The organism is Streptomyces sp. CB02009, from assembly GCF_001905825.1.
Classification (GTDB): domain Bacteria; phylum Actinomycetota; class Actinomycetes; order Streptomycetales; family Streptomycetaceae; genus Streptomyces.
Map to the genome: position 1 here is coordinate 841,622 of NZ_LIVV01000001.1, position 13,914 is coordinate 855,535.

The following is a 13,914-nucleotide window of genomic DNA, read 5'->3' on the forward strand; positions in this document are numbered from 1 at the left end:
GGAACCGCCATGCCCATCCACCCCCAGAATCCCGAGCCGGTCGTACCGGGCCACACCGATCCGGCTTCGGAGGACGCCGCGGCTCCGCCGCCCTCGGGCCGGCCGACCGGACGGGTGCCCGCTACGGACGGGCAACCCGGCGTCGGCGCGGCCGACGGCGGCCCCGCACCGTCCGACGACGAGTACGCGGCGGAGCTCCAGGAGCTGCAGGACCGCTGGCGGCGCGCGCTCGCCGACCTCGACAACCTGCGCAAGCGCCACGCCAGGGAACTGGAGCGGGAGCGGAAGGTCGAGCGTTCCCGGACGGCCGCCGCGTTCCTGCCCGTCCTGGACAACCTCGAACTCGCCCTGACCCACGCCGGCGCCGATCCCGGTGCCATCGTGGAGGGTGTCCAGGCAGTCCGCGACCAGGCGGTGAACGTCCTGGAACTGCTCGGCTACCCGCGGCACGCGGAGACCGGCGTGGCGTTCGACCCGGCGCGGCACGAGGTGATCGGCGTCGTCGAGGACCCCCACGCCTCGCCGGGCACGATCGTCGACGTGCTGCGCCCCGGCTACGGGGATGGCGAACGGCAGCTCAGGCCCGCCGCCGTGACTGTCGCGAAGCGGGAGTGACAGGCGATGGCACAGGACTTCTACGAGGTGCTGGGCGTGCCGCGGACCGCGAGCCAGGACGAGATCCAGCAGGCGTATCGCAGGCTCGCCCGCCGACACCACCCCGACGTCAACAAGGACCCGGGGGCGGAGGAACGCTTCAAAGACCTCAACGAGGCGTACAGCGTCCTGTCGGACCCGAAGGCCCGGGCCCGCTACGACCGCTTCGGCGAGGACTTCCGCAAGATCCCCGAGGACTTCGACGACCGGGTCGCGGCCGGCGCGGGCGGCGGTTTCCGCGCCCGGGGGACCGCGGGGGCGGGCGGCCCCCGCGTCCGGTACGCCACCGGCTTCGGCGACGACTTCGCAGCGGAGGACATCGACTTCGAGGACCTGTTCGGTTCGTTCTTCGGGGCGGGCGCCGCCCGCGGCGGTGTACCGGGAGCCGACCAGGAGGCCGAGCTGCCGCTCTCCGTGGAGGAGGCGTTCAAGGGCGGCCGTCGTACCGTCACGCTCGCCGGGCCGACCGGGCAGCCGCGGAGGTACGAGGTCAACGTGCCGCCGGGCGTCACCGACGGACAGCGCATCCGGCTGGCGGGGGAGGGCGGCCGGGGGAGTGGTGATGCCCCCGGTGGTGACCTGTACCTGCGGGTGCGTATCCAGTCCCATCCGCAGTTCCGGCTGGACGGCCGCGACGTCCACGTCCAGATCCCCGTCACCCCTTGGGAGGCAGCCCTCGGGGCGACCGTGCCCGTGCCCACCCCTGGCGGTGGCACGGCGAAGGTCACCGTCCCCGCGGGCTCGTCCAGCGGTCGGCGGCTGCGGCTGCGCGGCGAGGGCATGCCCGACCCGCGCGGCGGCGACGGCGATCTGTACGCCGAACTCCGTGTCGTGGTGCCGCCCATCCTGGGCGACCGGGAGCGCGAATTGTTCGAGGAACTCGCCGCCACCTCCTCCTTCGACCCCAGGAGGACACGATGAACGACCGACCCTCGGGAGCCGCAGGCCCCGCCCGGGCCGACAGGGGCGACGACCGCCCGGTACGCACGGGCACCGGCCTCACCGCCGCGGCGACCGTCCGGTACGCGCTCGTGCCCGTCCGCAGACTCTCCCTGGACACTGTGGCCCGTCGCTCGGGCCTCCACCCCGATCTCATCCGCCGGTTCGTCGCCCTCGGTCTCGTCGAAGCCGAACGCGACGCCGCGGGGCGCCTGGTGTTCGACCCCACGGCCCCGGCGGTGCTCGCCCGCATCCAGCGGCTGCGCTCCGGACTCTGCCTCAACTACGCCTCGATCGGCCTGGTGCTCGACCTGCTCGATCGCATCAGCCTGCTCGAAGCCGCCCTGCGAGGGCGCGGCACGAGGAGTGATAACCCCCCATGGACATGAACCGTCTCACCCAGAAGTCCCAGGAAGCCCTTCAGGAAGCCCAGTCCGCGGCCGTCGGCATGGGGCAGACCGAGGTCGACGGGGAGCACCTGCTGCTCGCACTCCTCGATCAGGAGGACGGTCTGATCCCGCGACTGGTGCGACAGGCCGGTAGCGGGCCCGACGAACTGCGTGCGGCCGTGCGGGAGGAGCTCTCCCGCCGCCCGCGGGTCACCGGGCCCGGCGCGTCCCCCGGCCAGGTCTTCGTCACCCAGCGGCTGGCCCGCCTGCTCGATGCCGCCGAGCGGGAGGCCAAACGCCTCAAGGACGAGTACGTGTCCGTGGAGCACCTCCTGCTCGCCCTCGCGGAGGAGGGGTCGTCGACCGCGGCCGGGCGTCTGCTCAAGGAGGCCGGCATCACCAGGGACTCGTTCCTGAGCGCGCTCACCCAGGTCCGAGGAAACCAGCGCGTCACCTCCGCCAACCCCGAGGTGGTTTACGAGGCTCTGGAGAAGTACGGTCGCGATCTCGTCACCGAGGCGAGGAGCGGCAGCCTCGACCCCGTCATCGGCCGGGACGCCGAGATCCGCCGCGTCACCCAGATCCTCAGCCGCAAGTCCAAGAACAACCCGGTCCTCATCGGCGACCCGGGCGTCGGGAAGACCGCCATCGTCGAGGGTCTCGCCCAGCGCATCGTCCGCGGCGACGTGCCCGAAGGGCTGCGCGACAGGACGGTGTTCGCCCTCGACATGGGCTCCCTGGTCGCCGGGGCCAAGTACCGCGGCGAGTTCGAGGAACGGCTCAAGGCCGTGCTCGGCGAGGTCAAGGCCGCTCAGGGGCGCATCCTGCTCTTCGTCGACGAACTGCACACCGTCGTCGGCGCCGGTGCCGCCGAAGGAGCCATGGACGCGGGCAACATGCTCAAGCCGATGCTCGCGCGCGGAGAGCTCCACATGATCGGCGCCACCACCCTCGACGAGTACCGCAAGCACATCGAGAAGGACGCCGCCCTCGAGCGACGCTTCCAGCAGGTGGTGGTCGACGAGCCGAGCGTGGAGGACACCGTCTCCATCCTGCGAGGACTGCGGGAACGCCTGGAGGTCTTCCACGGAGTGAAGATCCAGGACACCGCCCTGGTCTCCGCTGCCACCCTCAGCCACCGTTACATCACCGACCGGTTCCTGCCGGACAAGGCCATCGACCTCGTGGACGAGGCGTGCGCCCGGCTGCGTACCGAGATCGACTCCATGCCCGCCGAACTCGACGAGATCACCCGTCGCGTCACCCGCCTGGAGATCGAGGACGCCGCCCTCTCGAAGGAGACCGATCCCGCCAGTGAGGCCCGCCTGGAGGAGCTGCGCAGGGAACTGGCCGACCTGCGCGCGGAGGCCGACTCCAAGCGCGCCCAGTGGGAGGCCGAGCGGCAGGCGATCCGCCGTGTGCAGGAGCTGCGCCAGGAACTGGAGCAGGTCCGCCTGGAGGCGGAGGAGGCCGAACGCGCCTACGACCTCAACCGGGCCGCCGAGCTCCGCTACGGCCGCCTCCGGGATCTGGAGCGCCGGCTTGCCGCGGAGGAGGAGCAACTGGCCTCCAAGCAGGGGCAGAACCGGCTGCTGCGCGAGGTCGTCACCGAGGAGGAGATCGCCGAGATCGTCGCCGCCTGGACCGGCGTCCCCGTCGCCCGCCTCCAGGAGGGCGAACGCGAGAAGCTGCTGCGCCTCGACGAGATCCTGCGCGAGCGCGTCATCGGTCAGGACGAGGCCGTCAAGCTCGTCGCCGACGCCATCATCCGCGCCCGCTCCGGCATCCGCGACCCACGTCGTCCCATCGGCTCGTTCATCTTCCTCGGTCCCACCGGCGTGGGGAAGACCGAGTTGGCCAAGACCCTCGCCCGGGCTCTGTTCGACTCCGAGGAGAGCATGGTCCGTCTCGACATGAGTGAGTACCAGGAGCGGCACACCGTCAGCCGGCTCATGGGCGCCCCGCCCGGATACGTCGGCTACGAGGAGGGCGGCCAGCTCACCGAGGCGGTACGCCGCAAGCCCTACTCGGTCGTGCTGTTCGACGAGATCGAGAAGGCGCACACCGATGTCTTCAACACCCTGCTGCAGATCCTCGACGACGGCCGCATCACCGATTCCCAGGGCCGTACCGTCGACTTCCGCAACACGGTGATCATCATGACGTCCAACATCGGCTCCGAGCACCTTCTCGACGGCGTCACCGCCGAGGGTGAGATCAAGCCCGACGCGCGCGCCCTGGTGATGGGAGAGCTGCGCGGACACTTCCGCCCGGAGTTCCTCAACCGCGTCGACGACATCGTGCTGTTCAAGCCGCTCGGTGAGCGGCAGATCGAGCGGATCGTGGACCTGCAGTTCGACGAGCTGCGACAGCGGCTCGCCGAGCGTCGCATCACCGTCGAACTCACCGACGCGGCGAAGGAGCTGATCGCCCACCAGGGCTACGACCCGGTGTACGGGGCCCGGCCGCTGCGGCGCTACATCTCCCACGAGGTCGAGACGCTGGTCGGACGCGCGCTGCTGCGCGGCGACGTCCAGGACGGTGCGACGGTGCGCGTCGACGCCGCGCACGGAGAGCTGGTGGTCACCTACGACCGGCAGGAGCCTGCCTCGGAAGCGAGGGCTGCGTGAACACCACCCGGACGACGACGGTGACCTGTCCGAACTGCGGGCGCGGCAACCGGATACCCGTAACCGCCGAGGGGCGGCCCAGGTGCGGCCACTGCAAGCAACCGCTGCCCTGGGTCGTGGACGCAGGCGACGACGATTTCGCCGAGGTCGTCGAACGGGCCTCCGTGCCCGTGGTCGTCGACCTCTGGGCCACCTGGTGCGGCCCCTGCCGCACGGTCAGCCCCGCCCTCGAACAGGTCGCCCGCGACCTCGCCGGCCGGATCAAGCTCGTGAAGGTCGACGTCGACAGGAACCCGCAGCTCAGCCGTCGTTTCGACGTGCAGGCCGTGCCGACCCTCCTCGTCCTGGACAAGGGCGAGACGATCGCCCGGCAGGCCGGCGCGGCACCCGCACACGTTCTGCGCGCATGGGTCGAGCAGGCGATGGCGGGCCGCTAGACCACTGCAAGAGGTTCACGGAAGGAGAACCCTCATGGCCACGATTCCCGACCCGCACCTGTCGATGGTGCGCCCGGTCACACCGCGTACCCCGGAAGGCTGCGAGGAGTGCCTCAGGGAGCACACCCCGTGGGTGCATCTGCGCCTCTGCCTCACCTGCGGACACGTCGGCTGCTGCGACTCCTCGCCCATGAAGCACGCCAGGCGGCACGCGGGGAGTGCCGGTCACCCCGTCGTGCGGTCCCTGCAGCCGGGAGAGGACTGGCGCTGGTGCTTCGTTCACGAGGCCCTGGTCTGATGAGCACGACCGAGCACGAGCAGGATGCCGTCCGCGAGACACCTGACCGGTACGGGGCGTTTCCACGGCTGACATCGGAGCAACTCCAGGACCTGACCGCGCACGGTGAACGCCGCAGGGCCGCCGAGGGCGAGGTGCTGTACCGCGAAGGTGAGCCGTTCCGGGAGTTTCTCGTGATCCTCAGCGGCGCCGTCGAGATCCTCCACGACCACGGTGGGCCCGAGGAGCGCACGGTGGCCGTGCACGGACCCGGCAGGTTCCTCGGTGAACTCGGTCTGTTGGAGGGCCAAGCCGCTTTCGACACCGCCGTGATGCGCCGGACCGGCGAGGTCCTGGCCGTGCCGGTGGAGCTTCAACGCGCCCTGGTCGAACGCGACCCCGTCCTCGGCGACCTGATCCTCCGCGCCTATCTGGGCCGCAGATACCTGCTCATCGGCCTCGGCGCCGGCTTCCGGATCCTGGGGTCGTGCTACTCACCGGACACGTTGCGGCTGCGGGAGTTCGCCGCCCGTAACCGGCTTCCCCACCGATGGGTGGACCTGGAGCGTGACAAGGAGGCCGACGCGCTGCTGAGCCGGTTCTCGATCCGACCCGAGGAGACCCCGGTGGTCCTCTGGAAGGGCGAGCAGGTGCTGCGCAATCCCAGCAACGCCGAACTCGCCCGGCTCATCGGGCTGCCCGCCCCCTCGCCGGAGGCCGGGCGGTGCGACGTACTGGTGGTCGGCGCGGGCCCCGCAGGACTCGCCGCCTCCGTGTACGGAGCCTCCGACGGCCTCACCACGGTCACCGTGGACGCGGTGGCCACCGGAGGCCAGGCCGCCACCTCGTCCCGCATCGAGAACTACCTGGGCTTCCCCTCGGGCATCTCCGGGGGCGAGCTCGTCGAACGGGCGGTGCTCCAGGCCCACAAGTTCGGCGCCCGCCTCATGGTGCCGGCCCAGGTCACCGGGCTCGCCCCGCGGGACGACGAGTACGTCGTCACCTTCGCAGACGGTTCCACGGCGCGGGCAGGCGCCGTGGTGCTCGCTTCGGGTGTGCGCTACCGCAGGCTCGCCGTCCCGGACATCGACCGCCTGGAGGGCATCAGCGTCTACTACGCGGCGACCGTCCACGAGGCCAGTCTCTGCCGGGCGGATCCGGTCGCCGTGGTGGGTGGCGGGAACTCGGCCGGGCAGGCGTCGCTGTTCCTCGCGAACCACGCTGCCCGGGTCCATCTCCTCGTCCGGGGCGGCGACCTCACCGCCGACATGTCGCGGTACCTGGTCGATCAGGTGGAACGGCACCCGAAGATCGAGGTGATGCTCCACACCGAGGTCCGTCGTGTGTCCGGGAAGGAGAAGCTGGAGTCGTTGACCGTCGAGGACAACGCGAGCGGTGAGCGCCGCGAAGTGCGGGCCGCGGCGCTGTTCGTGTTCATCGGGGCCCGGCCGCGCACGGACTGGCTCGGGGGCGTGCTGGCCTTGGACGAGAAGGGTTTCGTCCTCACCGGTGCCGACGCCCTGGCGGCGGCCGACGCGTCCCGGTGGGACCCGCTCGGCCGCGGTCCGCTGCTGCTGGAGACGACCCTTCCGGGGGTCTTCGCCGCCGGCGACGTCAGGAGCGGTTCGGTCAAGCGCGTGGCCTCGGCCGCCGGTGAGGGGGCCATGGCGATTCGCTTCGTGCACGAGCACCGGGAGATGACGGGCAGCCTGGTCCGCCCCGCAGGCCCTGAATCGGCCTCGGGGAACGACGGTACAGTCGCTTGGCGCTGAGGTCATGGTCAGGCTGTGAGCTCGCGCCGAGTCTTCGCCGTCCGCCGCCCTGCTCGCCTTGCCCGGTTCTCATGCGGGTTCGCGGCCGAGGAGGGTGGCGCGCCGGTAATACTCGTAGAGGCCGTCGAAGACGGGGCTTGAGACGGCCATGGTGTGGGCGTCGTCGCCGATCATGGACAGACCGCGCAGGACGACGTCGAGGCCGGGGGCCTCGGGCGCGTGGAAGCGTTCGTCGTCGATGTCGGCTTCATGGACGATGTCCGCGATCCGTCGCAGGGCGGGGTCGTCGGTGAGCCGGTGGACGCGCAGGATCGTCTCGAAGCTGCAGTCGCCGTGGTGGTGCCCGAGTTCGGCGCCGCGCATGTCGAAGGGAGTGGCGTCGGCCGGGACGTGGGCGGGGTCGGTGACGAACACGAACTCGGCAGCAGGGTCGATGAAGCGGCTGATCAGCCAGGCGCAGGCGGCGCGGTCGATGTGGATGCCGGCGCGGGTGGCCCACTTCATGGGGTGCTCTCTTCCGTGGTGTCGGTGGCATGCAGGGCGTTGACGGCCTGCTCGGCAGTGTCGCGGGCGTCGGGGGGGAAGTAGTCGCGGCGTTGGATGCGCCGTAGTTCGGCGCGCAGCCTGGTCAGGGCCCGCCGCCGTTCGGCGTCGTCCTCCGTGCGGGCGGCTTCGGCCTCGCCGCGCACCTGCTGGTACTCGGCGGCACGGGCCTGCGTCATCGTGTCGATGAGCCGTTGTTCGTCGCCGGCAGCGGCTGGGTGGGCGAGCCACACCGTGGCGTTGCCGTCGTGGTCGGTGACCTCTTCGGCGATCCACTCCAGCTGCTCGCGGGTGCGGGCGTCGGCGGGCAGGGCGACGAGGCCGTCGCTGATCTGTGCGACCCCGAGGCGCTTGAGCTTGCGCCACACGGTGATCCGCGGGGTGGAGGGCTCCCGGGGCAGCCGGTAGGAGAGCAGCACCCACTGGCGCTGCCCGGTGTCCGGGCCGCTCACCCGAAGAGTCCCGGGGCGCCGCTCACGACCGGCGGCTGCAACGAGCTGTTCATGTCCATCCCCCGAGAACCGCCTTCCTCAGTCCATCTTCAGATGTAACCATGGTTACACAACAGTGGGCGAGGTGGGTGACGCGGTCGCGTACGCCCGAGCCGCCCGGACCCGGTCGTCTCGTGCGGCCTGATCAGGACGAGAAGGGGAGTGCCGGTGACCGCCACCGACCAGCCACCGAGTTGCCGGGCCCGAGCCGACCGGGGCGCCGCCGACGGGGACGTGATCCCCCTGCGGCAGGCGACCCGCGCCTGGTGCGCCATCTCCTGGCAGACCTTCGGCGGCCCCGCCGGTCAGATCGCCGTGATGCAGCGGGCACTGGTGGAGGACAAACGCTGGATAGGCCAGCAGCGGTTCAACCACGCTCTCAGCTACTGCATGCTCCTCCCCGGCCCGGAAGCGCAGCAGCTCGCGATCTACACAGGCTGGCTCCTCAACGGCACCCGCGGCGGACTCGTGGCCGGCACCCTCTTCGTGCTCCCGGGCGTCCTCGCCCTGCTCGCCCTGTCCGCCCTCTACGTCGCCTTCGGCTCGACGGCAGCCGTCACCGGCGTCTTCGCCGGCCTGGCTCCCGCGGTGGTCGCCATCGTCGCCCAAGCCGTCACACGGGTCGCCCGGCGCTCCCTGACCCACCCGCTGCTCATCGCCCTGGCGGCGGCCTCGTTCGCGGCGCTGGCCCTGTTCTCGATGCCCTTCCCCGCGGTCATCGCCGCCGCCGCCCTCGCGGGGTGGCTGATCGGCCGGTACAAGCCCGACGCGCTCAAGCCCGCCGGCGGCCACGGGGCCGGCGACGGCCCCGCGCCGTTGATCCCCGACGACACGCTGCACCACGAGCGGCCCAGCCGCCGCCGCACCTGGCGCATTGTCGCGATCGGGCTGCTCCTGTGGGGCGTCCCCGTGGCCGCGGTCGCCCTCCTGACGGGCACCGAGAGCGTGTTCACCAGGCAGGGCGTGTTCTTCTCCGGCACGGCGCTGGTCACGTTCGGCGGCGCCTACGCGGTTCTGGCCTACGTCGCCCAGCAGGCCGTGCAGACCTACGGCTGGCTCACACCGAAGGAGATGGTCAGCGGCCTCGCCCTGGCAGAGACCACCCCGGGACCGCTGATCATGGTGGTGCAGTTCGTCGCGTTCCTCGGCGCCTACCGCGACCCCGGCACCCTCGCCCCCTGGGCGGCGGCCCTGCTCGGCGCACTGCTGACCACCTGGGTCACCTTCGTGCCCTGCTTCCTCTTCATCTTCCTCGGCGCCCCCTACATCGAGCGCCTGCGCGGCAACCGGCGCATCTCCGCAGCCCTGACCGGCATCACCGCGGCCGTCGTCGGGGTCATCGCCAACCTCGCCCTCTACTTCGCCGAACACGCCCTCTTCACAGACGTGCACGAGAAGGTCTTCGGCCCTGTGACCTTCGCGCTGCCGGACGCGGGCACGCTGCGGCCCGCCGCGCTCGCGATCACCGTGCTCGCCGCCCTGCTGATCTTCAAACTCCGTTGGAGCGTCCTGCGCACCCTCGGTGTCTGTGCCGCCCTCGGACTGGGCGCCGCCCTGGCCGGGCTCCCCGGCGTCTGAGCGCCGACGTGGAAGCGGACCGAAGTCCCAGGACGTGTCCCTGCTCACGCCGCACCTGCTCGGGCCCGCGCTGGTGCACGTCGACACCCTGCTCCTCCAGGACGTTGCGTCGGCGGGCAGCGGATCGTACGACGCGTGCTAGGGGGCCGTGAGGGTGTCGAGCCGGGCCGCGAGATCCGGGTGGGCAGCCGCCAGGTGGGGGCGGGCGGCGAGCAGGGGGGCGATGAGGTCGGCGGGATCGTCGTGGGCGAGGGCGGCGTGGAGCTCCCTGAGCGGGTGGCGGGCGGAGACGGGCAGGTCGTCGAGTGCGGTGATCTGCCCGGCGAGACGGCGCAGGTCGGCGGCGTTGCGGCGGGCCCGGGCGGCGGTCGTGCGGTCGGCGGCACGGGCCTGCCGGGTGGCCGTCACGCGCTGTTCGCCGGTGGTCCCTGCCGCGCCGGGGCGGCCGCGCAGATAGCGGCGCTCGGCGGCCTGACGGCTGGCGACGCCCAGGGGAGAGGCGAGGTCGGCCCAGCTCGCGCCGGCGTCCCGGGCGGTTTCGATCATGCCCGTCTCCCACCCGGCGAGCTGCTCGCGGACCTGCCGCAGAAGCGACAGCGAAGCCAGGGCCTGCTCCGGTCCCGGCCCGGCGTCGGGGCCCTCGGGAATCTGCTCCTGGGCGGCTCGCAGGGCCTCGTCCACGGCGTGAAGGGCTGCCGCGGCAGCCAGGAACGACGCCGGGCTGTGGCCGTCGGTACGAGGTGACCGCGGCTGGTCGGACGGGGTCACGAGCACCTCCCTCGGATCTGTCATCAGGTCGACGACATCGTGTTTGTCATCCATTGGATGACATGTTACAACGGTGTCAGTGAAGCGCATTGGCAGTAACTGCCTGACCTGCTGGAGGTGTTCTCACGATGTTGATGCGCACTGACCCCTTCCGGGAGCTGGACCGGATGACGCAGCAGCTGCTGGGTCCTGGCACCTGGTCGAGGCCCTCGGCCATGCCGATGGACGCCTACCGCGAGGGCGACGAGTACGTGGTGGTCTTCGACCTGCCCGGCGTCAGCGCGGACGCGATCGACGTCGACGTCGAACGCAACATGCTCACCGTCAGGGCCGAGCGCCGCCCGGTCGCGAAGGCCGACGACGTGCAGATGGAACTGTCCGAGCGGCCACTGGGCGCCTTCTCCCGCCAGCTCGTGCTCGCCGACACCCTCGACACCGAGCGCATCGAGGCCGACTACGACGCGGGCGTGCTCACCCTGCGCATCCCGATCGCCGAGCGTGCCAAGCCCCGCAAGATCTCCGTCGGCATCGGCTCCGGCCGCAGGGAGATCTCCGGCTGACCCCGACCGGACACCGGTGCGGAGGACGGGCTCCTGATCTCCCCCTCACCCGCCCTCCGCACCCCTACGGACTTCCAGATCCGAAAGGGTGGCGACCGAGATGACCCTGCGACGCGAAGCGTTCCTCGACCACGTCAGGGAACGCGGCGAGTACGGCACCGCAGAGGAGGCCGAGCGCGCGGCCCGGGTGGTCCTCGCGCTGCTCGGCGCGCACCTGGTCGGCGCAGTCCGCGCCCAGCTCGCGGCACGCCTGCCGGAGGTATTCGCCCTGATCCTGCTCAACCCGCTCCAGAGCGCCGAACCGCTGCCACCGGAGCGGTTCGTGAGGGCTACCGCGGCGTGGATCGAGGGCGCCACCGAGCAGACCGCGACATGGGACGTCAGCGCCGTGCTGTCCACGGTCGCCGACGCCGCGGGCGAGGACCTGCTGGGACAGATCCTGCTCCAGCTCCCGGTCGGCTACGACCTCCTCTTCGGCCGCCCCCACCCCATCTGACCAAGGGTGCCGCACACCGGCACCCACTCGACCCCGGCTTGACGAAAGGCATCCACCGCAATGATCACCGACGTCCGCGTACCGCTCGAGCAACGGCAGCCGTACTCGACGACGTACGAGCAGATGCTGGAGAGGGTCCGTTACGAAGGCGCCTACCCCACCCGCGAGCGGGCAGACGAGGCCGTCCGCCTGGTCCTGGCAGGGCTGGGACGCCAGCTGACCGGCGACGAGCGTGTCGACCTGACCGCCTGCCTGCCCCTGGAGGCCGCCCGCGTCCTGGCCTCGCAGATCCCCGACCATCAGCCGCTGGGAGGCTGGGCCTTCGTCAAGGACCTCGCCGCCCGCTCCGGCGCCTCCCTGGCCACCACCCGCTGGGACACCGGATCCGTCTTCGCCGCCGTCACCGCCCACGCCGGCCCCGACCTCATCACCCGCATCCTCCACCGGCTCCCCACCGGCTGGGCCCTGCTGTTCGGCCGGGCCGAACTCCACTCGGCCGCGTAGACGAGCGGCCTCCCGCGGCCGCGGCAAGCAGAGGCCTGACGGTGACCGCCCCCGGCGGTCCCGGCAGGCGGCCAGGCGCACGGCCCGCATCTTCCTCTGGGAGGCCCGCGTGTCGCGTGCGGTGGCGACGTAGCCGTGAAGGCATCCTGTGGGCACCTGCGATTGTGGGGGTGGCCGACGAGAAGAGGCGGGGCATGCGTACGTCGCCTCAGGACGTCACGGTCGTAGCCCTCCTGGCGGATCCGGACGCGCCGACGGAGATCGCGCACCGCATGGCCCGGGTCCTCTCCACTCGGCTCGCCGACACGTCCCCCCAGGAGCGGCGGTTCGAGGTCACGGTCGTCAGTGAGCCCTTCACCGCGGGGACCGAGGACCCGCACACCTTGATGCGCCGGATCAAGGACCGCGGAAGCGCGGAGGACTGGGACATCGTCGTGGCCCTCACCGACCTTCCGCTGCACTCACACGGCCGCAGGCTGGCTGTGGACCTGAGCCACGAACACGGCCTGGCGCTGCTCTCGCTTCCTTCCCTGGGTGGCTTGCGCCTGCAGACGAGGGCGCGGCGGGCCGTGGAAGAGGCCGTGCTGGCCCTGACCGGGCCAAAGGACTCCGGCGCCGGGGAGCGGCCGCGTGGCGAACGGCGTCCAAGCCCGCTCGCCCATCGTCTGACACCCGTTCGTCCGGGCGGGGCCGGTGAAGAAGAGACCGCCGATCTGCGGTACGTCGTCGGCGGGCCACGCGGCTACCTGCGGGTGCTCGCCGGCATGGTCCGCGCCAACCGGCCTTGGCGCTTGGTGCCGGGGCTGTCGAAAGCCTTGGCGGCCGCATTGGCCACGGGAGCGGTCGCCACCGTCAACTCCACCGTCTGGAGTCTCGCCGAGGCACTGAGCACCCCGCGGCTCGTGATCGCCATGGTCGGCTCGGTCGCACTCATGATCGGCTGGCTGATCGTCGACGCGGAGCTCTGGCATCGCTCGGCGGAGGGCTCTCCGGAGGCACGGCAGAGGGCGAGGCTCTACAACACGTCGACGGTCCTGACCGTGGGCATCGGCGTGCTCGTCTGCTACGGGGGTTTGCTGCTCATCAACGTCGTGTGGGCGCTGTTCATCCTCAACGACCAGGTGTTCGCCTCCTTGACACGAGAACCACTGGACGCGACGGACTACTGGACGTTGTCATGGTTCGTCGCGTCGACCGCCACCGTGGGCGGCGCGCTGGGCTCCGGCCTGGAGAGCGACGAGGCCATCCGGGCGGCCGCCTACTCCAAGCGGGAACAGGAACGACGCCAGATGGCACAGGACGACCGAGGGGACCAGCGGGTGACCTGAGCCGGAGGACCGGCTCGGCGCGACCCCGCAGGGCGTTCCGACTAGGCTCATGCCCGTGACGTGGCTGCGGGCCCTCCGAGAAGTCGTGCGATCCGGGCTCACGATCGAGGAGACGCGACTGGAGCCCCTCCTCGCCCTGCGCACGGCCGTCGGGGTGGCGATCATCGTCGGACCGGCGCTGTGGCTGGCCTCCCCCGCTTATGCCGCATCGGCCGCCCTCGGCGCCTACTCCGCGGGCGCAGCCACCTTCCAGCGCACCTGGCGTCCGCGCAAAGTGATCGCGCTCGGCGCGGGCGCCGGTCTGGCCCTCAGCACCTTCGTAGGCTATCTGGCAGCGGAACGACTCGTGACGTTCCTCCCGCTGCTGGCCGTATGGGCCTTTGCCGCGGGGATGGCGTGGGCCGTGGGATCGACCGCCGGGATCGTCGCGGCGACGACGGTCGGCAGCATGCTCGTGACCGTCACCCTGCCCACCAGCGTCGGGCGGGCTCTGGAGCACGCCGGGGTCATCGCGCTCGGGGGCGTGGTGCAGGCCGCGCTCATCCTGC

Annotated in this window: 15 protein-coding genes and 1 pseudogene; 13 read left to right on the forward strand and 3 right to left on the reverse strand. The window is 71.5% G+C overall.

The features are described 5' to 3' along the window. The first annotated feature begins 9 nt into the window (after positions 1 to 9). The 7 genes from AMK27_RS03725 to AMK27_RS03755 are packed head-to-tail and all read left to right on the forward strand — an operon-like array spanning position 10 to position 7,098. A complete protein-coding gene (locus AMK27_RS03725) occupies positions 10 to 615 on the forward strand; it encodes a nucleotide exchange factor GrpE (protein ID WP_073902560.1) in 606 nt (201 codons plus the stop codon). Between the two features lie 6 nt (positions 616 to 621). Further along, complete coding sequence (locus AMK27_RS03730; protein WP_073902561.1) at positions 622 to 1,575, forward strand: DnaJ C-terminal domain-containing protein; 954 nt, start codon at positions 622 to 624, stop codon at positions 1,573 to 1,575. Next, positions 1,572 to 1,982 carry a chaperone modulator CbpM gene (locus tag AMK27_RS03735; RefSeq protein WP_073902562.1) on the forward strand — a complete coding sequence of 137 codons (411 nt, stop codon included), beginning with the start codon at positions 1,572 to 1,574 and terminating at the stop codon, positions 1,980 to 1,982. Before AMK27_RS03730 ends, AMK27_RS03735 begins: the two co-directional genes overlap by 4 nt. Beyond that, positions 1,973 to 4,612, forward strand: a complete 2,640-nt coding sequence (gene clpB / locus AMK27_RS03740) for an ATP-dependent chaperone ClpB (RefSeq protein ID WP_073902563.1) — start codon at positions 1,973 to 1,975, stop codon at positions 4,610 to 4,612. The genes AMK27_RS03735 and clpB overlap by 10 nt, the downstream gene beginning before the upstream one ends. Continuing rightward, on the forward strand, positions 4,609 to 5,049 hold the full coding sequence (trxA, locus tag AMK27_RS03745) for a thioredoxin (protein ID WP_073902564.1): 441 nt from the start codon (positions 4,609 to 4,611) through the stop codon (positions 5,047 to 5,049). Before clpB ends, trxA begins: the two co-directional genes overlap by 4 nt. Positions 5,050 to 5,083: 34 nt before the next feature. Continuing rightward, on the forward strand, positions 5,084 to 5,347 hold the full coding sequence (locus tag AMK27_RS03750; RefSeq protein WP_073902565.1) for a UBP-type zinc finger domain-containing protein: 264 nt from the start codon (positions 5,084 to 5,086) through the stop codon (positions 5,345 to 5,347). Continuing rightward, on the forward strand, positions 5,347 to 7,098 hold the full coding sequence (locus AMK27_RS03755; protein ID WP_073902566.1) for an FAD-dependent oxidoreductase: 1,752 nt from the start codon (positions 5,347 to 5,349) through the stop codon (positions 7,096 to 7,098). Before AMK27_RS03750 ends, AMK27_RS03755 begins: the two co-directional genes overlap by 1 nt. A 69-nt stretch (positions 7,099 to 7,167) precedes the next feature. On the opposite strand, the gene AMK27_RS03760 is transcribed toward AMK27_RS03755, so the two are convergent. Together AMK27_RS03760 and AMK27_RS03765 are read right to left on the reverse strand one after the other, a co-directional pair. Then, positions 7,168 to 7,602, reverse strand: a complete 435-nt coding sequence (locus tag AMK27_RS03760) for a chromate resistance protein ChrB domain-containing protein (RefSeq protein WP_073902567.1) — start codon at positions 7,600 to 7,602, stop codon at positions 7,168 to 7,170. Next, positions 7,599 to 8,093: a Chromate resistance protein ChrB gene (locus tag AMK27_RS03765; RefSeq protein ID WP_198955790.1), complete on the reverse strand. Its 495-nt coding sequence runs from the start codon at positions 8,091 to 8,093 to the stop codon at positions 7,599 to 7,601. The genes AMK27_RS03760 and AMK27_RS03765 overlap by 4 nt, the downstream gene beginning before the upstream one ends. 207 nt (positions 8,094 to 8,300) lie before the next feature. Between AMK27_RS03765 and chrA the strand changes: the two genes are divergently transcribed. Beyond that, positions 8,301 to 9,710, forward strand: coding sequence for a chromate efflux transporter (gene chrA, locus AMK27_RS03770; protein WP_079188261.1), 1,410 nt, complete (start codon positions 8,301 to 8,303; stop codon positions 9,708 to 9,710). Positions 9,711 to 9,848: 138 nt separating this feature from the next. Here chrA and AMK27_RS03775 read toward each other — a convergent pair whose 3' ends face one another. After that, positions 9,849 to 10,478: a type III effector protein gene (locus AMK27_RS03775; RefSeq protein WP_073903901.1), complete on the reverse strand. Its 630-nt coding sequence runs from the start codon at positions 10,476 to 10,478 to the stop codon at positions 9,849 to 9,851. 128 nt (positions 10,479 to 10,606) lie between these two features. Between AMK27_RS03775 and AMK27_RS03780 the strand changes: the two genes are divergently transcribed. The 5 genes and pseudogenes from AMK27_RS03780 to AMK27_RS43375 all read left to right on the forward strand — a co-directional run. After that, entirely contained in the window at positions 10,607 to 11,038 is a 432-nt protein-coding gene (locus AMK27_RS03780) for an Hsp20/alpha crystallin family protein (RefSeq protein ID WP_073902568.1), read from the forward strand. A gap of 100 nt (positions 11,039 to 11,138) precedes the next feature. Continuing rightward, positions 11,139 to 11,534, forward strand: a complete 396-nt coding sequence (locus AMK27_RS03785; RefSeq protein WP_073903903.1) for a DUF2267 domain-containing protein — start codon at positions 11,139 to 11,141, stop codon at positions 11,532 to 11,534. Positions 11,535 to 11,594: 60 nt separating this feature from the next. After that, positions 11,595 to 12,038: a DUF2267 domain-containing protein gene (locus tag AMK27_RS03790; RefSeq protein ID WP_073902569.1), complete on the forward strand. Its 444-nt coding sequence runs from the start codon at positions 11,595 to 11,597 to the stop codon at positions 12,036 to 12,038. A 194-nt stretch (positions 12,039 to 12,232) separates the two neighbouring features. Beyond that, positions 12,233 to 13,366, forward strand: a complete 1,134-nt coding sequence (locus AMK27_RS03795; protein ID WP_073903905.1) for a hypothetical protein — start codon at positions 12,233 to 12,235, stop codon at positions 13,364 to 13,366. 55 nt (positions 13,367 to 13,421) lie between these two features. Continuing rightward, positions 13,422 to 13,914 (forward strand): annotated as a pseudogene (locus tag AMK27_RS43375) (FUSC family protein); the annotation flags it as partial.